The sequence below is a fragment of the Gilvimarinus gilvus genome (assembly GCF_030518155.1).
Lineage (GTDB): Bacteria > Pseudomonadota > Gammaproteobacteria > Pseudomonadales > Cellvibrionaceae > Gilvimarinus > Gilvimarinus gilvus.
Genome location: NZ_JAULRU010000570.1, coordinates 114,306 through 133,520, shown reverse-complemented (window position 1 = coordinate 133,520; position 19,215 = coordinate 114,306). Strand labels below are relative to the sequence as shown.

13 protein-coding genes and 1 tRNA gene are annotated in these 19,215 nt (G+C 50.8%); all 14 read right to left on the bottom strand.

The window, feature by feature from the left end:
* Positions 1–336: 336 nt before the first annotated feature.
* The gene (locus QWI17_RS12740; RefSeq protein WP_302722893.1) at positions 337–3,297 is read right to left on the bottom strand and encodes a hypothetical protein; all 2,961 of its coding nucleotides are present in this window, start codon (positions 3,295–3,297) and stop codon (positions 337–339) included.
* Between the two features lie 330 nt (positions 3,298–3,627).
* Positions 3,628–4,644: a DUF6161 domain-containing protein gene (locus QWI17_RS12735; RefSeq protein ID WP_302722892.1), complete on the bottom strand. Its 1,017-nt coding sequence runs from the start codon at positions 4,642–4,644 to the stop codon at positions 3,628–3,630.
* Positions 4,645–5,810: 1,166 nt separating this feature from the next.
* Positions 5,811–5,900: transfer RNA gene (locus QWI17_RS12730), tRNA-Ser, on the bottom strand.
* Between the two features lie 192 nt (positions 5,901–6,092).
* Complete coding sequence (gene csrA / locus QWI17_RS12725; protein ID WP_302722891.1) at positions 6,093–6,278, bottom strand: carbon storage regulator CsrA; 186 nt, start codon at positions 6,276–6,278, stop codon at positions 6,093–6,095.
* Positions 6,279–6,528: 250 nt separating this feature from the next.
* Entirely contained in the window at positions 6,529–7,761 is a 1,233-nt protein-coding gene (locus QWI17_RS12720) for an aspartate kinase (protein WP_302722890.1), read from the bottom strand.
* Between the two features lie 161 nt (positions 7,762–7,922).
* Positions 7,923–10,526: an alanine--tRNA ligase gene (alaS, locus tag QWI17_RS12715; RefSeq protein WP_302722889.1), complete on the bottom strand. Its 2,604-nt coding sequence runs from the start codon at positions 10,524–10,526 to the stop codon at positions 7,923–7,925.
* A gap of 29 nt (positions 10,527–10,555) precedes the next feature.
* Positions 10,556–10,753 carry a Trm112 family protein gene (locus QWI17_RS12710; RefSeq protein WP_302722888.1) on the bottom strand — a complete coding sequence of 66 codons (198 nt, stop codon included), beginning with the start codon at positions 10,751–10,753 and terminating at the stop codon, positions 10,556–10,558.
* A gap of 216 nt (positions 10,754–10,969) precedes the next feature.
* Positions 10,970–11,803 (bottom strand): M23 family metallopeptidase, encoded by an 834-nt coding sequence (locus QWI17_RS12705; RefSeq protein WP_302722887.1) that lies wholly within the window; start codon positions 11,801–11,803, stop codon positions 10,970–10,972.
* A gap of 93 nt (positions 11,804–11,896) precedes the next feature.
* On the bottom strand, positions 11,897–13,342 hold the full coding sequence (pyk, locus tag QWI17_RS12700) for a pyruvate kinase (protein WP_302722886.1): 1,446 nt from the start codon (positions 13,340–13,342) through the stop codon (positions 11,897–11,899).
* Positions 13,343–13,353: 11 nt separating this feature from the next.
* Complete coding sequence (gene gap / locus QWI17_RS12695) at positions 13,354–14,364, bottom strand: type I glyceraldehyde-3-phosphate dehydrogenase (protein WP_302722885.1); 1,011 nt, start codon at positions 14,362–14,364, stop codon at positions 13,354–13,356.
* 65 nt (positions 14,365–14,429) lie between these two features.
* Positions 14,430–15,062 carry a bifunctional 4-hydroxy-2-oxoglutarate aldolase/2-dehydro-3-deoxy-phosphogluconate aldolase gene (locus QWI17_RS12690; protein ID WP_302722884.1) on the bottom strand — a complete coding sequence of 211 codons (633 nt, stop codon included), beginning with the start codon at positions 15,060–15,062 and terminating at the stop codon, positions 14,430–14,432.
* 33 nt (positions 15,063–15,095) lie between these two features.
* Positions 15,096–15,803: a 6-phosphogluconolactonase gene (pgl, locus tag QWI17_RS12685; protein ID WP_302722883.1), complete on the bottom strand. Its 708-nt coding sequence runs from the start codon at positions 15,801–15,803 to the stop codon at positions 15,096–15,098.
* A gap of 4 nt (positions 15,804–15,807) precedes the next feature.
* Entirely contained in the window at positions 15,808–17,280 is a 1,473-nt protein-coding gene (gene zwf / locus QWI17_RS12680; protein ID WP_302722882.1) for a glucose-6-phosphate dehydrogenase, read from the bottom strand.
* 40 nt (positions 17,281–17,320) lie between these two features.
* Positions 17,321–19,135, bottom strand: a complete 1,815-nt coding sequence (gene edd, locus QWI17_RS12675) for a phosphogluconate dehydratase (RefSeq protein WP_302722881.1) — start codon at positions 19,133–19,135, stop codon at positions 17,321–17,323.
* Between the last annotated feature and the right edge of the window lie 80 nt (positions 19,136–19,215).

Genomic DNA, 19,215 nt, shown 5'->3' with positions numbered 1-19,215 from the left:
ATCGACTACCAGCTGGGCCGATTCCAGTCTAAACTCGGGGCTAAAAGTTGGTCTTGTTCGTTTACTCATTGGTCACCTATGTGTCTAAGAAGTGATCATATCACCTCTAATTAGGTGGCCAAATTAACTATGCCACTACATTTGGCTTGGAATTCGAGGGATAGTTTACTTAATTCGTTTAGTAAGGACATGTAGTTAGGTGAACTGTCCCCGGAATTTCTCACTGTGGGTGTTACCTAAACCCCTTTTAATATGATCATAAACCCACCCGTTAATATGGACGGGGGCGCATACTCCTCTCTAAAAACACGCACATACCAATGCATCTAAAATCAACTAGGAATCAAATAGAGGCTTGTGCGGAGCATCAAGCTCAAAAATTCTATAGCGAGAAATTAAAAACTGCTTTATTCCTTCAAAGTTTGGGGCCTGCATAGGAGATGCAGGCTCCAGGTACCAAGTTTTCATTATACTCATAAAACTAATTTCTTCCTGTATCTCCAGATCAGAAATTGGCACCCGGTCGACATCGAAGTTCTGTAAAAGATCATTCATCTCACCATCAAAGATAGAATACATAGCTTTTCTCGTTGCATCAGCAGTCTCTTTATCGACTGGGTTCAACCCCAGCTCTTTATGCACGATATGATTACATACTGCATTACAGACAATAACCGAAATATGCCAATCGAGATAACCGTCATTATGCAGCTTCTCCACAAATGATCTGTGATACTCACTCATCATAATTTTTGGCCAAATGATATCCACCATACCAGCTAGGCGCTCATAGCGATTTTTTGCGTGCTCCCGCCCCTCATCTTCAGTGAAATTTGCTCCAGGACCGCTTATCCACGCCAGCTGCGTATGCTCAGGATAGCAAAACTCTTTGTCTGTCTCTTTTGCACTCAGCTTCCTTCTAAGCTCTTCATTAAATAAATCTTCCGTGATGATTTCTTTGTATAACTCTGGATATGGCCTACCAAAAAAGGTCTTACTTGAAAGGCCTTTTTTCATAGCTTTCCCCAGCTTAGACTGAAATTCATTTTGGCTAAGCATTGAGCAATATGCCAAAGCAGAAACTGTATAAGCAAAAACCTCATTTGTCCTTGTGTCCATAGCGGAATGCTTTTGAGGCTTAAATGGAGGAATAAAAATATCCCACTTTAACTTATCGTTATCTGGACGTTCTTTTACATCGAACTTACCATCTTTAGATAAGATCGCATTAATTTCTATTTTTACTGGCAACAGCTGATAGTCATCTTGCGCAAGATCGACTAGCGCTATTTGCAAAACTGCCACAAACTCCTCTGAAACTCTGGTAATTTCATAGGAGTTATCGAAATACACCTCCCAGTAAATACCCAGTGCTTTCCAAGAAATAACGCGTGTATCACCAGTATCTGAAAAAGGCATCCCCGTGAGATGTTCCTCTATCTTGTGCCAAATATCTTCATAGGGTGCCGAGCGCCAAAAATTATCTTCAGGCAAATCATCTGCTATTTTCTTGAGTTCAGTTCGCATTTTCTCGTCCAATAAAAACTCGTCTAGGCACTGCTCTACATGTTCATAAGCATCCGGCCAAAAGCGTTTGGATAATGACCGGATAATCAAGGAGTAAAAAATCGCCCTTTGCAAGCTATCATGCTCTGTAAGATCCAAGGGCTTATTATCAAAGCGATGGTGCGTAAATAGTCCCAAACGCATCATCGAAAAATATGAAAACCAATCACCAGCTCCATAAGTAACCTCGGATGCTTGGAAAATACACTTGCTAATTAATGGGTGTAAATCCTCATTATCTGATCGAAATGCCAATATGAATGATGAAAGCAAGTAATATTTTGCGGCATATTTCATACCCAACTCATCGTAGCACTGAGCAATAAAACGTGATGCCACTATGGTTCCACCGAGCGCCTCGGCTGAAAACCAGTTAATTTTTACACGATGAAGGTGTTCGATAGCCTGAATAATTTTCCCATTATCATAAAAAGCCATCGCCCGGTCTCGACATTTATCAGCCGCAGCATGCCCACCCATACGAGCAGCCAGCAAATCATCTAATTTGTCGGTGATCTCTAAAAATCGCTCATCTTCTCCAATCATATTGGTTAATGCAACCATGACATCAGAAAACTGCTCCAAAGGGAACAATGGCGCCTTATCAATATTATCAACCAGCTTTCTCCACCATTTAAAAGCTGTATCTAAATCAAAACCTGGATCAACTCCCTTATAAAACTGTAATAGATAGGCCCTCGCCTTGGCTTCAATCAATATGCAGCGAGTATTATCACCAAGGTCTTCATCTAAAAAATGGTCAATACGGGACATCAGGCGCTTGGAAAGATCATGCAAGTACTCGGCCTCGACTTCAAACTCACCAAGCAATTTTCCAGTAGAACAAAAACTAAGAAGTACGCACATATCTGTCAATTGCAGCGGATCATCAATCTCATCTAAACTCGCAAAGTACTCTTCAACAATATTCCTATATTGAGTTAAGTTCTTTTGTCCGCGCAAACCAGACACGCAGATTTCATACTGTATTTTACGTTTTATTGGACCATCATTAGCTTCAAGCATCTTACTAATTGCTGATATCCAACTAGGTATGTCGACTTTTAATTTTTCATTATAAGTAGCCTCACGAAGGCCATATTTTATTTGGCAGAAATCAGAAATATTAATTGGCTGCCCGCCATTCTTTATCCAGCGCACTTTATATTCAGTGTAAATTTCATCATCCGTGCTGGAGGCAGGATATATATCAGCAGGAATATGCAAAAACTCTTCTACAATCCAAAAAATATCGGGGTCACTCAAGTTCTCTGAAAGCGCCTGACCATCAAAGATTTGAAGCTCAACTCCATAGTTATTATTGCACCATTTTATTAGCTGATTCCGCTTTGCAACCGGGACATCCTCAACACAGAAAAAGAAAATAGGCCTTCTTTCATCTGTTTGGGAAAAAATAGACTTAATATCGGCGCGTATTTTGGCGACAATCTTTTCCTGAAGAGAGCAGGCAAAAAAGATATTTCCCTGTTTAGAGTTACCCTCGAAGAGAGTAGTATTTTCAATAGGCGAATCGAGATAGGTTTTGAATGTTTCAAAATCTCTACCCTGGTCACCGCCTGCCCCTACAGGTCCTGTTGCAGGTAATAGATTTCTGCAAATCCGTTGTCTAGCAAACTCTCGCGTAATATCCTCGAACCCATGATGTTTGTTTTGTGGCTTTAGTTGCTCCAACGCAAAACGGATTTGTGCTCTGACAGCTTGTATGGACATTAAATATCTCTACTAGGTTTCAATCGCGATCAATGGGTTCAGAGGAATTGAATTTGTGTTTTGGCGAGCCCAGCTCATTATTTCGTTATTTACGCTGTTCATGTCAATTATGAGCTCATCGATACTTTATTCTTCTACACATACAACAATTGCGCCCCATCCTTTATGTATGTCCGCTGTGGGTCGAAATCAGACTTAATATGACCACCGTGTAACGCCCGGCTCACTAGCGGCCAAACCGGAGAGCCTTTTGTGTTAAGGTGTAGCGTAGCGAAACCACAAAAGGCACGTAGGTTTGGGCGTCTGCGTGGAGCCGCTTGTTAAATGTTTTCACGAATCAAGCTTCATAGTAGTTTTAGGTAAAAGCTCAACTATAGAGCGTGAAGACTGAGATGATTGCGATTCAGACTTAATAAAGCCGGTATCCTGTGGAGAAAAAATGCATGATGCTGCGTGATTTAAAACTACATCTTTAATTTCCTCCGTTGCAGCCGAGTCAGTTATTGCGGTATACGTCATTAATGCATTTTGCCGATGTTTGTTTACAATGGCACTGTGCTTATGAGATAAAAAGTTTTTTGAAGAAAGAAACAGTATGTAAGAAATAACAAAGAATATCAGAACCTTGCTAGTGATGAGCTGGACTGACTGAATGGTGTCATCTGGCTGAATCCAAGGTATTTTGTGAAAAAATATACTGAATAGAGCATACACACCTAAGCCCCATGCAATTTTTATCGTTCTACCCCTCCATGTTTCAGCCAGTTTTTCGTGAGATTCGGCTTCGTCTTTAAAGTAAATAGCCTGTTGAGATACCCCTTGTTCAGCCGCCACTTTTCTGACGTCTGCGAGTACCTCCTGAGCTTGTTCCTGATGCTCATTTAGTTGGATTGTAATTTCAGAAGCCTCATCTTTAACATTTTGCAGCATTGCCCGGGCTTCGTTCTCCATGCGCTGGAAATCCACAGCTTTACTGGTTCCATACGATATAAATGGAAATAGCTTCTGAAATGCAGGATCGTAAGCACTACCTACCTGTTGAATTAAATTATCCCTTGGCTGCTTGGGATTCTGGTTCTCAATAGCGGTAGGGTCAAAATCTAAAATCTGCTGAAACCTGTTAAAGTCTGCGTCCGCCTGCTTTTTGATTTGAGCAAGAATTTGATCTGGGAAGTCATCGAGAGTAGATAAACCCAATTGATTATATAAGCGGATAAGCCTTCCCGCAGGCGCTACTACTGCAGAGAAATCAAAGTTCTTTCCAAGGTCTTCCTCTCTAGCGAGACTTTTTGGATCGAATGCCTGCATTCGAGATAACGATTCCTGTGTCTCTTCTAACTGGCTCATATTTTCTCCGATATATGATTACATTTAACAGTTAATTAAAAAGCATGGGCATATCTAGACACCATATCTACATCTAGGAACAAGTGTCCGCATCTAACCACCTGAGTCTAAATCTACACACCGTTAACCTGTGTCGCTCGAACATTAAAAATTGAAGTAACCAAAGAAAGGAAAGTGCGCCACATCATTCCCGATGTACTTAGATACCTTCCAGCTGGTTAAATCTACAGATATTGCCTAAATTAAGGCCACTTGGCTCAACCTGTAAAACACTTGAGGAAAAGAGTGCCAGCTTTTCTACAACTTGGCAAGTTGTAGAAGTCGGACGTCGGATGTCTGAGGTCTGATGCAAAAAACCAATCAAACTACGAAGTGGCCTCCCCCATGCCACTGAGCCGAGTGGAGGTTGATTTTGGTGGGTAAGCTCGCATGGACGCGAGCGCAAGTATCGTCAGGCCAAGGATGGCCTGTCGAGACGGCCCTCCAAATTCAACCGGAGCGAGGGAACCCGAAGGGCCAGTTGCGGACTATACAGGGGTGAGTTTCTTGGCTACTTCTTTGCTCATCAAAGAAGTAGCTCGCCTTGCCGGGCGAAATCCGGCAAAAAGGTTGAAATACAGTCTGATGTCCGACGTCTGAGGTCTGACGAAAAACAAGGCCGCGCTACGAAGTCCCCTCCCCCATTGCCACTGAGCCGAGTGGAGGTTGGTTTTAGGGGGTAAGCAAACAGGACGTTTGCGCAAGCATCTACTCGCCAGGGACGGCGAGTAGATACGGCGCGCTAAAACCAGCCGGAGCGAGGGAACCCGGAGGGCCAGTTGCCGGGGTGAGTTTCTTGGCTACTTCTTTGCTCATCCAAAGAAGTCGCTCGCCCTGCCGGGCGAAATCCGGCAAAAAGGTTAAAAAATAGTCTAATGTCGGACGTCTGATGACTGACGTGAAACCCGATAGAACCGAGGGGGGATAGATTAACTGATCTAGCTTTGGCGCGTGACTGGTGGAGCGGAGAGGGAGGGATGAGCCAAAACGCGTCCATGCGTTTTACCCTGCGGGCTCGCTGGCGCTCGGCTCCCATTGCTCCATGCAATGGGTCGAACCCGGCGAGGGTCCTCACCCTCCCACACCGCATATAAAAAACCCAGCGCATTGGCTGGGTTTCTTTTATATGGCGGAGAGGGAGGGATTCGAACCCTCGATACCGATCAAGGTATACTCCCTTAGCAGGGGAGCGCCTTCGGCCACTCGGCCACCTCTCCGGAGTTTTTCAGCTGCTCAGGTGCGTTAAAAGCATCTCGTCAACTGGGGCGGCATCATACCATATTTGGCAGAAATTCAAAGGCTTGAGGGACTTTTCCAAGGCTTTTTTTGGGCATTTGCCGGTGTCGCAATCAATGCGCATAAAAAAACGGCAACCCGCTGGTTGCCGCCTTTTTTAACAGTGATCTGGGTTAACCCAGATCCTGATTTTGCTTTTCGCGCTGAATGCGCTGGTAAATCTCTTCGCGGTGAACTGCGATGTCCTTTGGCGCATTCACACCAATACGAACCTGATTTCCCTTAACACCTAAAACAGTGACCGTAACTTCATCGCCAACCATTAAGGTTTCGCCAATACGGCGGGTCAAAATCAACATAACTATCTCCTTAAATCCATCCTGATATTGCGGCCGGACTCCTACCATCCTATGCCGCTCACGTTAAACCCCCTTTGCGGTATTCCACCCTGTGACCGGGTACTCCGTATCCCTGTTTACAGTATTGTCCATAATTCGCAAAAAGGGGAGTTGCCCCCATAAAAATGTTGGGTTTTTTCAAACCCAGGATATCCTATCCACTCACCACCGTATTAGACCGACGCCCCCAGTTGCCAGCGCCTAAGCCCTTTTAGGCGGTTACTTCAGCGTCCAGGCCGAATGCACTGTGCAAGGTGCGCACAGCCAGTTCCAGATATTTCTCGCTGATAATCACCGAAATCTTAATTTCTGAGGTGGTGATCATCTGAATGTTGATGCCCTCTTCGGCCAATGCTTTAAACATAGTCGAGGCAACCCCTGCGTGCGAGCGCATACCCACACCCACAATCGACACCTTGGCAATAGCATCGTCACCGCTGACTTCACGGGCGCCAATTTCTTTGGCAACCGCGCTCAGCAGCTCGACGGTTTTGTTCATATCACCGCGGTTAACGGTAAAGGTCAGATCGGTGGTGTTGTCCGCACCGACGTTTTGCACAATAACGTCTACCTCAACGTTGGCCTCACCCACGGGAGCCAAGATCTTTGACGCGATACCGGGTGTGTCGGGAATGCCGGCCAAGGTGATTTTGGCTTCGTCGCGGTTAAACGCAATCCCAGAGACAACGGGCTGTTCCATAGTGTTCTCTTCCTCATCGAGGGTAATCAAAGTGCCGGGGCCTTCTTTAAAGCTGGACAGAACCCGCAGCGGTACATTGTATTTGCCGGCAAATTCGACCGCGCGAATCTGCAACACCTTGGAGCCGAGGCTGGCCATTTCCAGCATCTCTTCAAAGGTAATCTTCTCCAGGCGACGGGCCCGATCCACAACCCGTGGGTCGGTGGTGTATACGCCGTCGACATCGGTGTAGATCTGACACTCGTCGGCCTTAAGCGCCGCCGCCAACGCGACACCGGTGGTGTCGGAGCCACCGCGACCCAGAGTGGTAATGTTGCCCTTGGCATCCACCCCCTGAAAGCCCGCGACGACCACAACCCGGCCGGCGTCTAAGTCGGCGCGCATATTGGCTTCGTCGATCTCCTGAATGCGCGCCTTGGTGTGCGAGTCATCCGTCAGAATCCGAACCTGCCCGCCGGTATAAGAACGTGCGTCCCATCCGCGTTTTTTCAAGGCCATGCACAGCAGTGCTATGGTCACTTGTTCGCCGGTAGACACCAGAACGTCCATTTCCCGTGGGTCTGGCCGCTCCTGAATATCGTTCGCCAACGCAATCAAGCGGTTGGTCTCGCCACTCATGGCGGAAACCACAACCACCATATCGTGGCCCTGCTCCCTGAAGCCGGCAACTTTATCCGCTACCGCCCCAATGCGTTCTACGGTCCCTACTGAGGTACCGCCATACTTCTGTACCAATAAGCTCATTCTCGGCCTATTCCTCACACAATCCGTTTAATTGGCGCATTTCTATGCAGTTGGGCAAAAAAGGCCGCAATTAAACACTAAACTAAGACAAATGTTAAACAGTTTGTTTCCCTGTTATACAATTTTTAACATCTTGGCCATAAAACCGTCATAGACACCGTTTAGGCGCCGATTTGCTCTTTAACCCAGGGCACAACCGCGGCCAGCGCACCGTCGATGGCGGCCACATCGGTGCCACCACCTTGCGCCATATCCGGCCGACCGCCGCCTTTACCGCCGACTTTCTCCGCGACCATGCGCATCAGGTCGCCCGCTTTTACACGGCCGGTCACATCTTTGGTAACGCCCGCCACGAGCGCGACCTTGCCGTCGTCATCGGCGGCGAGTAATACCACGCCACTACCCAGTTTGTTTTTAAGCTGATCGGCGCTATCGCGCAGCGATTTGGCATCGGCGCCTTCCAGCTTGGCCGCCAATACTTTAATGCCATCCACCTCGACCGCCTCAGCGGTAAGATCACGGCTACCGGCGGTGGCCAGTTTGGTTTTCAGTTGGTTGAGGTCTTTCTCTAACTTGCGGTTGGCCGCGTTTAACTGCTCGAGTTTTTCCAGCAAGTTATCGGGAGTTGCCTTAATCAGGCTCGCCGCTTCGGCCAAACGCTGCTGGGCGCTGTCGAAGGCGGCCAGGGCATTTTTACCGGTAATGGCTTCAATGCGGCGCACGCCCGAGGCAATACCCGATTCACTGACAATACGCATTTGGCCGATATCGCCCGTGCGCGCCACGTGAGTACCGCCGCACAGTTCTACCGAGAAATTGTTCTGGCCCATGCTAAGCACGCGCACTTGCTCACCGTACTTTTCACCAAACAGTGCCATGGCGCCTTTTTCTTGCGCGGCTTCCATATCGCACAGCTCGGTGGTCACCGGTGTATTGGCGAGAATTTGTTCGTTCACCAAAGCCTCGATGGCTTTAATTTCTTCGGGCTTCACAGACTCGAAATGGGAGAAGTCAAAACGCAAGCGCTCGGAATCCACCAGTGAGCCTTTTTGCGTGACGTGCTCACCCAGCACCTGACGCAAGGCCGCGTGCATTAAGTGGGTGGCCGAGTGATTCAGCGCTGTGGCCTGACGCACCTCGGAGGTCACTTCACCGCGCACGCTGTCGCCGGTTTTGACCGAGCCGGTCAGTACCCGGCCCACGTGCAAAAAGTGGTTGCCCTGTTTGACGCAGTCGCGCACTTCAAAGCGCATGCCGTCGGCGTCGATATAACCGCTGTCGCCTACCTGACCGCCAGACTCGGCGTAAAAGGGCGTTTGGTCCAGCACCAGAGCAACCTCGTCGCCCTCACCGGCGTGATCAATCACGTTGCCTTCGTTCACCACCAACAGCACTTGGCTGGCGCCTGCCAGTTCTGAGTAACCGGTAAATTCAGTGGCGGGAACATCCAGAGTAAGCTGGGTGTAATCCACTTTAAAGGCGCCGGCGGCGCGGGCGCGTTTGCGCTGCGCGTCCATAGCGGCTGTGTAGCCGGCTTCATCAATGGTCAGATCGCGCTCGCGGGCAATGTCGGCCGTTAAGTCGAGCGGAAAGCCGTAGGTGTCGTACAAGGTGAACACCACATCGCCGGGAATTTCTTTGCCTTTAAGGGCAGACAGGGCGTCTTCCAAAACCGACATACCCTTGTCGAGGGTTTTGGCGAACTGTTCTTCCTCGGCCAGTAACACCTTGGCGATTTGCGCCTGGCGCTCGATCAACTCCGGGTAGGCTTGGCCCATAACATCGGCCAGAGCCGAAACCAGCGTATGAAAGAAGTTGCCGGACTGGCCCAGCTTGTGGCCGTGACGAATCGCGCGGCGAATAATGCGGCGCAGCACATAGCCGCGGCCTTCGTTCGAGGGCAACACACCGTCACTGATTAAAAACGCACTGGAGCGAATATGGTCGGCAATAACGCGCAGGGATTTGTTTGCCAAATCGGTGCTACCTGTGGCCGCGGCTGCCGCTTTTAACAAGTGCTGAAACAGGTCGATGTCGTAGTTGTTGTGAACACCCTGCATAACCGCCGCGATGCGCTCAAGGCCCATACCGGTATCAATGGATGGATTGGGCAAGGGTTTGAGTTCGCCGTCGCTCTGGCGCTCGAACTGCATGAACACCAGATTCCAAATTTCAATGTAGCGATCGAGGTCATCGTTTGCGCTGCCCGGTGGGCCGCCGGGAATGTCCGCGCCGTGGTCGAAAAAGATTTCCGAACTGGGGCCGCAAGGACCGGTGTCACCCATTTGCCAAAAGTTGTCTTCATCGAGGCGTGAGAAGCGATCGGCGCTTACGCCTATTTCCTTGAGCCAAATATCGGCCGCTTCGTCATCGGAGATATGCACGGTAATCCACAGCCGATCTTCCGGCAATTTAAGTACACCGGTTAAAAATTCCCAGGCAAACTGAATCGCGTCGCGCTTAAAGTAATCGCCAAAACTGAAGTTACCCAGCATTTCGAAAAAGGTATGGTGGCGAGCGGTATAGCCGACGTTTTCCAAATCATTGTGCTTACCGCCGGCGCGCACGCAGCGCTGCGAGCTGGTGGCACGACTGTAAGAGCGTTTGTCGGCCCCCAGAAAGACATCCTTAAACTGGTTCATGCCCGCATTGGTAAACAGCAAGGTCGGGTCGTTGCCCGGCACCAATGAACTGGAAGGCACAATGCTGTGTCCCTTGGACTCGAAGTAACGCAAAAAGGCGTCGCGAATTTCAGCGCTTTTCATAATGTTTCCGTAGGTCTAATCAATCGGTGTTAGCGGTGCTTGTGTGCTTGTTTTTCTTCGTCGGTCAGTGTGCGCGCCTCGGTTTCCAGCATCACAGGAATGCCATCGCGCACCGGGTAGGCTAAGCCACTTTCCCAGCAGACGAGTTCGGACTGTTCCGGTAGGTATTCCAACTCGCCCTTACTGACGGGGCAGACGAGAATACTGAGCAATTTTTTATCGAGCATGCCGTGTCCTTAAATTAAAGGTTGTTAATAGCCCGGCCATTAAATGGCCAGCTAGTTTACACCGCCAGAGCCTTTGTGTCTTGCGGGTTTGCGGCTCGTTGTCGCTAATTGAACGATTGCCAGAGGCTATACCTGAGGCGTGATAAAAGCGCGCAAAAGTGAGGACCAGTGTCTACTCAGCCAGTGGCTAGTTTTTGTCCACATTGGGACGGCGCGTTACTCCTGCCACTCGGGCATAGGGCCGACCAAGGTGGTGGGGTCGACCCGGCGATCACGCCAGTTCATGCGCCAGTCGAGGTGTGGGCCTGTGGCGCGGCCGCTGGCACCCACCTCACCGATCAAATCGCCCTGCTCTACGGCCTGCCCTACCGCGACATGCAGTTTCGATAAGTGCAAAAACGTTGAGGTTAAACGGTGGCCATGGTCAATAATCAGCGTGCCACCGGAATAGAACAAGTCTGGCTCGGCCAAAGTCACCAAGCCTGCCGCCGGCGCCACCACTTTGGTACCGGTGGGCCTGGCGACATCCACGCCGTAATGCGGACGGCGCGGCTCGCCATTGTAAAAGCGCTGCGAGCCATAGACACCGCTAATAGGACCGAGCACCGGCCACTGAAACTCTTGCATGTAATCGGTGGTTGCGCGCTGGGTTTGGCGCGCCAGCCAGACTTTCTCGGCCTCTTTGCGCGAGCGCTCGCGCTGCGCCGCAGACGGGGTTACGGTTTGTTGCGGCACGCCCTCCACGCGCTGAATTTTGTAGTCTTTGCGCGCCACCGGGTAGCGCTTACTCCAGCTCTGCTCGCCCTTGCGCACATTCAGCAACACGGTTTCGGGTTCATCGCGCCCCAAGCCCAGGACGATTTCGCCCTGCGGGCCCACATCGATCGCCTCATCGTTGACACGCACCTCACTGCCGGGTACCACCTGCCCGCGCAATATGCCGCCTTGAATCCACTCACCCTTGAGTGCTAACAGTAGGTCCTCTGACGCATTACTGACACTTGCGCTAACGACAAGGCAGGTGGCAATGAGTAAACGCATGGCGGTCATGGTGGTTTCCTTAGTACAGCGGTAATGATGAACAATCAGCCACAAAAAACGGCAGCCGAAGCTGCCGTTTTGGTCGTGCACGATCTGGCGGCATTAGCCGATCTTATCACCGACGCGCAACACTTTCATGGTGTTGGTGCCACCAAGCTGAGTGCTGTCACCAGCGGTCAGAATAACCAGGTCGCCATCGACCAACACACCGTCTTGCTTAAGCACTTCAATCGCACGAGTGTAGTCTTCCTTACTCGGTACAGCTTCGGTATCGAAAGGCACAGGTTGCACACCGCGGTACAGGGCAACGCGACGCTGCGTGTCGATGTGACGTGAGAACGCGAAAATTGGCAGCGCTGAGCCAACCCGCGACATCAATCGTGGCGTGGTGCCAGACTCGGTCAAAGCGATAATAGCTTTAACACCCGACAGGTGGTTGGCAGTGTACATAGTGGCCAACGCAATAGACTGATCGATAGAGCCAAAGTCTTGATCGAAACGGTAGTTGGTGTAGCTCAACTGCGGGTGCTTTTCGGCACCGACAATAACGCGAGCCATGGCTTCTACGGTTTCAACCGGGAAGTTACCGGCGGCGGTTTCCGCTGACAACATCACGGCATCGGTGCCATCCAGCACGGCGTTTGCCACGTCGAATACTTCGGCGCGGGTTGGCAGTGGTGAATTGATCATCGACTCCATCATTTGCGTTGCGGTGATAACGGTGCGGTTTTGCGCGCGCGAGTGGTTGATAATGCGCTTTTGCACACCAATCAGTTCTTCATCGCCGATTTCCACACCCAGGTCACCACGCGCGACCATTACGGCATCACTGGCTTTGATAATCGATACCAAAGTCTCGTCGTCGGCCACTGCTTCAGCGCGTTCGATTTTAGACACCAGACCCGCTTTGCCGCCCGCTTCGTTCAGCAATCGGCGCGCTTGGTCCATGTCTTCGGCGCTACGCGGGAACGACACAGCCAGATAATCCACGTCGATTTCAGCCGCGGTTTTAATATCGGCCAAATCTTTCTCGGTCAGTGCCGGTGCAGACAGGCCACCGCCTTGACGGTTAATACCTTTGTTGTTCGACAAAGGTCCGGCAACGCTGGTGGTACAGTGAACTTCGGTGCCTTCGATTTTATCGACGTCGAGTACAACACGACCGTCATCCAGCAACAGCTTGTCGCCTGGCTTACAGTCACCTGGCAGCTCTTTGTAGTCGATACCAACACGCTCCTGGTTGCCGGCATCACGCTCTAACGAAGCATCCAGAATAAATTTATCGCCGATGGCCAATTTAATGGGGCCGTCGGCAAAGCGAGAGATACGGATTTTGGGACCTTGCAAATCGCCCAACACAGCCACATAAAGGTTGTGCTTGGCGGCGAGACGGCGAACCGTCTCAGCGCGATTTTTGTGGTCTTCAGGAGAACCGTGAGAAAAGTTCAAACGCACGACGTTGACGCCGGCGAGGATGAGTTTCTCAAGAACTTCTTCTGACTCAGAAGCAGGGCCTAGGGTACTGACGATTTTAGTGCGGCGTAACATGACTTTCTCTCTTACTTAGCGTTCATCAGTGCGATGGTGTTGTCCAGCATGCGATTGGAGAAGCCCCACTCGTTATCATACCAAGACATGATTTTAACCCAGCGCGAACCCATCACTTTGGTTTGCTTAGAGTCAAAGTTCGAAGATGCTGGGTGGTGATTAAAGTCGATGGAAACCAGAGGCTCATCGTTGTAAACCAAAACGCCAGGCATTTCTTTTTCGGCCGCTTCTTTCATGGCCGCGTTGATGTCGTCAACGGTAACGTCTTGCTTAACCAGAACGTTCAAATCAACCAGAGAAACGTTAATGGTGGGTACACGTACCGACATGCCATCCAGCTTGCCTTGCAACTCAGGCAGCACTAAACCTACAGCGCGAGCGGCACCGGTAGAGGTAGGAATCATAGACTGAGTGGCACTGCGGGCGCGGTAGATGTCTTTGTGGAAAACATCACTCAGGTTCTGATCATTGGTGTAAGCGTGGATAGTGGTCATAGAGCCTTGCTCAATACCGAACTTGTCATTCAGTACTTTGGCCACTGGCGCCAAACAGTTAGTGGTACAAGAGGCGTTAGAAATAATTTCGTCAGACGCTTTCAGTACATTGTTGTTAACACCGTAGACAACGGTTGCATCAACGTCGGTACCAGGAGCGGAAATGATCACTTTCTTGGCGCCGGCATCGAGGTGCAATTTGGCTTTGTCGCGGCTGGTGAAAATGCCGGTACATTCGTAAACCACGTCAACACCCAATTTGCCCCAAGGCAGGTCTGCGGGGTTGCGCTCAGCGGTGATTTGAATTTCGTCGCCGTTGACAATCATTTTGTCGCCATCAACAGATACTTCACCGGGGAAACGGCCATGTACGGAATCGTACTTGGTCAGGTGCGCGTTCAAACCGGCATCACCCAAGTCGTTTACAGCTACGATCTGAATGCGATCGCGGTAATCTGATTCGTACAAGGCGCGCAGTACATTGCGGCCGATGCGTCCGTAACCATTAATAGCTACTTTAATCGTCATGTGTTTCTCTCCTGTCTATTTTTCTTTGCCCGCGCGGGCAAGATAAAAGCTCAATCTCGGTTCAATTAACGCTCGAGGCTAGCGGCCTGACGAGCAAGAGTCTCAATTTCGTCCCATTTCTTTTCAGTGATGAGATTCTTAGGCGCCATCCAGGTACCACCAACACACGCAACGTTGGGCAGTGCCAGGTAAGTCGGCGCTTTTTCTAAATTAATACCGCCCGTTGGGCAGAACGTAATCTGTGGCAGAGGGCCACCAATAGATTTCACCATGGCAACACCGCCGGCCGCTTCCGCCGGGAAGAACTTAAGGTGCTTAAAGCCTTGGGTGTACAGGTTCATCGCCTCTGAAGGCGTGGCGATACCGGGCAACAAAGGAACCGGGCAATTTTTTGCCGCTTCAATCAGCGCCGGCGTAGTACCGGGACTCACCATAAACTTAGCGCCCGCATCGACCGATGCTTGCAAATCGGCGGGAGTAACCACGGTGCCAGAACCGATGACGGCATCTTCTGGCAACTCGCTGACCATTGCTTTGATTGCATCCAATGCTACGGGGGTGCGCAGCGTAATTTCCAACACCTTCAGGCCGCCGTTGTACAGCGCCTGGGCCAGTGGCACGGCGTCTTCCAAATTCTCAATTACCATTACCGGTACAACCGGCGCCACTTTCAAAATTTCGTCAATGGTCAGGCTCACTTGTATGTCCTCACAGTTTCGTCAAATTGGCTCTTATGGAGCCCAGTAAACAGTTACAGGCACTTGGTCCTGCTGAAGTACGGCACGCACGGGCATTGCTGCCACATCGTCACCTGCCAATGCTTCGCGATAAGTCGCCAATTTTTCGTCACCGGAAATCAGCAACAAAACGTGGCGTGAATTCACAATGCCTTTAAGTGACAGCGTCATACGTTCGGTGCAATCGCCGGTGACTTCACTTTTAATGGCGGTAATGGCGCTGCACAGATTGTTGGTTTCCAGCGACTCGGTTAAACCTTTAGCGTGAGGAAACAGCGATGCGGTGTGACCGTCGGGGCCCATGCCGAGTACGGTTACATCGAACGGCGACGGCAATTTTTGATAAGCCGACTCGCATTTTGCTATACCATCCGCCGCGGTGACCGCAGAATTCTTCATGCCCACCAAGGTCGCCTTAGTCGCGTTGTTTTGCATTAGGGTATTAACAATAAAAGCTTCGTTGCTTTTGTCGTGGTCGATATCGACCCAGCGTTCATCGACCAAGGCGACTTGAATTTTTTTCCAGTCAAGATCCGCCTCAGACAGACGCTTATAGATTGGTGCCGGCGAACTGCCGCCCGACACCATAAAGCTGGCCGCCGCTCGCTCGCCTATGGCCGCTTGCAATGCACCGATGGAATGTTCAAACACCGCATCGATCATTGCTTCGCGAGAATCAAAAAAGCGTTCTATTACCGCCATGCGCCTATACCCCTTTAATGTTTTCGCCAACGTTAAACCAGGAACAACCGCCCTCTTTCAACAAGTCTTCCGAGGCCTGTGGACCCCAGCTGCCTGATGGGTACGGGTGTGGTTTGTTTTCAGGGCGCTGCCAAGCTTCGATAATCGGATCGATCCACTTCCAGGCGGCATCCACTTCGTTGCGGTGAATAAACAGTGCCGGATTGTTGGCAGCGGCATCCAGCATCAAACGCTTGTAGGCGTCGGAATAGAATTTTTCGTAGTGATCGGTTAGGTTCAAATTGAGTACACTAGGCACCAACTCGGTCTCGTGCTTCTCCAAATTATTGGAGGTCACAATCATTTGTACGCGTTCATCCGGCTGCAGCTGAATCACCAAACGGTTGGGGATCATTTTGCCGGCAGAATCCGGGTAAATGTGATGCGTTGGGGTTTTGTACTGAACAATAATTTCGGCACAGCGTTGCTTTAAGCGCTTACCGGTACGCAGATAAAACGGCACATTCGACCAGCGCCAGTTATCAATGTGAGCACGAATAGCCACAAACGTTTCGGTATTGCTGTCTTTGCCCAGCTCTTCCAAATAACCTGCGACCTCTTTGCCGCCGGAAACACCGGCCGCGTATTGACCGCGTACAGTATTGATGGCGACATCATCGCCAACAATGGGGCGCAATGCATCCAACACTTTGAGCTTTTCAGCGCGGATGCTGTCGGCGTTGAGCTTGCTGGGTGGCTCCATGGCAACCAGACACAGCAATTGCATCAGGTGGTTCTGCACCATATCGCGCAGTGCGCCGGCATCGTCATAGAAACTGGCGCGACCTTCAAGGCCAACAGTTTCGGAGATGCTAATCTCTACGTGATCGATTGATTTAGAGTCCCACAGGTGTTCAAACATACAATTGGTAAAGCGCAGCGCCATCAGGTTCTGTACGGTTTCTTTACCAAGATAGTGGTCAATGCGGAAAATCGCGTTTTCATCGAAGTACTGAGCGATTTCAGAGTTAATCGCCTCGGCCGATTTGGCGTCGTAACCCAGAGGTTTTTCCACCACCACGCGGGCATTTTCGCTGATCATGCCCGAGTCGTTAATATTCTTACAGCAAGCCGAGAACACCGCCGGCGGCGTCGCCATATAGAAAATACGCTCTTCGTTGCCTTCATCGAGAGTTTTCGCAAGGTTACTCCAGTGCTCATCATTTTCCGTGATATTGATGTAAACACCAAACACACACTGCTCGAACTCTTCCCAGGTTTCATTGTCAATTTCATCGGCACGCAGAAAGCTAAACGCCGCTTCGCGTACCATGTCGCGATAGCCGTCAACTTGTTCCTGCTTACGGGAGGTGCCGAAAATTCGTGACCCTTTTGGCATCTGGCCTTCGCGATAGGCGCGATACCACGCCGGAATAAGCTTGCGCAAAGCAAGGTCGCCAGCGCCCCCAAAGATGACAAAATCAAATGGCTTTTGCATTAATAGTTCCCACTCGTTCTAAATTTGGTATTGGTACGGCTTACCAGCGAAAAACCGTTGCGCCTTCTTCGGCGGAACCCACTGTTTGACGCAGCGGAGCAAACAGCTCGCGGCCCATAACCTCGTGGCTATCCGACAAATCAAACTCGGAGTGCTCACGGGTTTTCAGTTCTTCGTCGCTCACATGCAGTTGCAATACACCGGTTTCGGCATCGACTTCAACAATGTCGCCATCGCGAACCAGACCAATAGGCCCTTTGTCTAACGCTTCTGGTGTGAGGTGAATAGCCGCCGGAATTTTGCCCGACGCACCCGACATACGGCCATCGGTAACCAGCGCGACTTTGTAGCCGCGGTCTTGCAACACACCCAGAGGCGGGGTCAGTTTGTGCAGCTCTGGCATGCCACAGGCTTTTGGCCCCTGAAAGCGAACCACGGCAACAAAATCTTTATCCAGCTCACCGGCTTTAAACGCTTTTTGCAGGCCATCCTGATCCTGAAAAACCACAGCGGGCGCTTTTACTGTACGGTGCTCGGGTTTAACCGCAGATACTTTAATCACGCAACGGCCGAGGTTGCCGGTCAGCAACTTCATGCCGCCGGTTGCACTGAATGCGCTTTTTGCCGGGCGCAGTACGCCGTCATCAAGGCTTTCTTTCGGTGCGTCTTGCCAAACCAGTTTGCCATCGTCAAGGAATGGCTCTTTGGTGTAAGGGTCTAAACCACCCTCACCCATCACGGTTTTAACATCGTCGTGTAAGATTCCGGCATCACGCAATTCGCGCATCAGGTAGCCCATGCCACCAACTGCCTGAAAGCGGTTGATGTCGGCCAAACCATTGGGGTAAATACGACACATTAAAGGTACGGCATCGGACAGATCAGACAGATCTTGCCAGTCGACGATAACACCGGCGGCGCGTGCCATGGCCATTAAGTGAATGGCGTGGTTGGTGGAGCCACCGGTGGCGAGCAAACCGACCATACCGTTGACCACAGATTTTTCATCAACCACGGCCGCCATAGGCGTGTAGTTGCCGTGGGTGGTAATTGCCGCAAGCTGTTTAACCGCCGCATCAGTCAGCACATTGCGCAGCTCGGTGCCCGGGTTAACGAAGGAGCTACCCGGCAAGTGCAACCCCATAATCTCCATCAACATTTGGTTGGAGTTGGCGGTGCCGTAGAAAGTACAGGTGCCGGCGCTGTGATAAGAGGCGCTTTCGGCTTCCAATAATTCTTTACGGCCAACTTTGCCTTCGGCAAACAACTGGCGGACGCGAACTTTCTCAGCGTTCGGCAAACCCGGTGGCATTGGGCCTGCGGGTACAAAAATAACGGGCAACTGACCAAAGGACAGAGCACCGATAGTCAAGCCGGGGACAATCTTGTCGCAAATGCCCAGACACAAGGCGCCGTCAAACATATCGTGGGACAGCGCAATGGCTGTCGACATGGCAATAACATCGCGCGAGAACAGCGACAGATCCATGCCTTCGCGCCCCTGAGTCACCCCGTCGCACATCGCGGGCACGCCGCCGGCGAACTGAGCGGTCATACCCACTTCGTGAGCTGCTTTTTTGATCAAATCAGGGTAGGAAACATAGGGTTCGTGGGCTGACAACATCTCGTTGTAAGCAGAGACAATACCCAGATTGGGCGCATCTCCTTCGGCCAGCGCCTGTTTATCGGAGGAACCACAAGCGGCAAAGCCGTGCGCCAAATTGCCACAGGACAGGCGCTTGCGGGCCGGGCCGTTAGAGCGCCCGCGCTCGATTTTGTCTAAGTAGGCCTCGCGCGTGGCGCGGCTCTTTTCGATAATTCGGTCGGTAATTGCAGCGATCTTGCTATCGGTCATTTCGTTACCACTGATCCATTTTTGCTCAGAAATACACAAGCCCGAGGCGAGGCGCGCTCACCGCAGGCTCAGTATGGCTT

Bases quoted from the DNA above. Each gene is read 5' to 3' on its own strand.
- alaS (WP_302722889.1), bottom strand. From the start codon at position 10,526: ATGAAAAGCGCTGAAATTCGCGACGCCTTTTTGCGTTACTTCGAGTCC.
- QWI17_RS12705 (WP_302722887.1), bottom strand. From the start codon at position 11,803: ATGACCGCCATGCGTTTACTCATTGCCACCTGCCTTGTCGTTAGCGCA.
- QWI17_RS12740 (WP_302722893.1), bottom strand. From the start codon at position 3,297: ATGTCCATACAAGCTGTCAGAGCACAAATCCGTTTTGCGTTGGAGCAA.
- zwf (WP_302722882.1), bottom strand. From the start codon at position 17,280: ATGCAAAAGCCATTTGATTTTGTCATCTTTGGGGGCGCTGGCGACCTT.
- csrA (WP_302722891.1), bottom strand. From the start codon at position 6,278: ATGTTGATTTTGACCCGCCGTATTGGCGAAACCTTAATGGTTGGCGAT.
- edd (WP_302722881.1), bottom strand. From the start codon at position 19,135: ATGACCGATAGCAAGATCGCTGCAATTACCGACCGAATTATCGAAAAG.
- QWI17_RS12735 (WP_302722892.1), bottom strand. From the start codon at position 4,644: ATGAGCCAGTTAGAAGAGACACAGGAATCGTTATCTCGAATGCAGGCA.
- pyk (WP_302722886.1), bottom strand. From the start codon at position 13,342: ATGTTACGCCGCACTAAAATCGTCAGTACCCTAGGCCCTGCTTCTGAG.
- gap (WP_302722885.1), bottom strand. From the start codon at position 14,364: ATGACGATTAAAGTAGCTATTAATGGTTACGGACGCATCGGCCGCAAT.
- pgl (WP_302722883.1), bottom strand. From the start codon at position 15,803: ATGGCGGTAATAGAACGCTTTTTTGATTCTCGCGAAGCAATGATCGAT.
- QWI17_RS12720 (WP_302722890.1), bottom strand. From the start codon at position 7,761: ATGAGCTTATTGGTACAGAAGTATGGCGGTACCTCAGTAGGGACCGTA.
- QWI17_RS12710 (WP_302722888.1), bottom strand. From the start codon at position 10,753: ATGCTCGATAAAAAATTGCTCAGTATTCTCGTCTGCCCCGTCAGTAAG.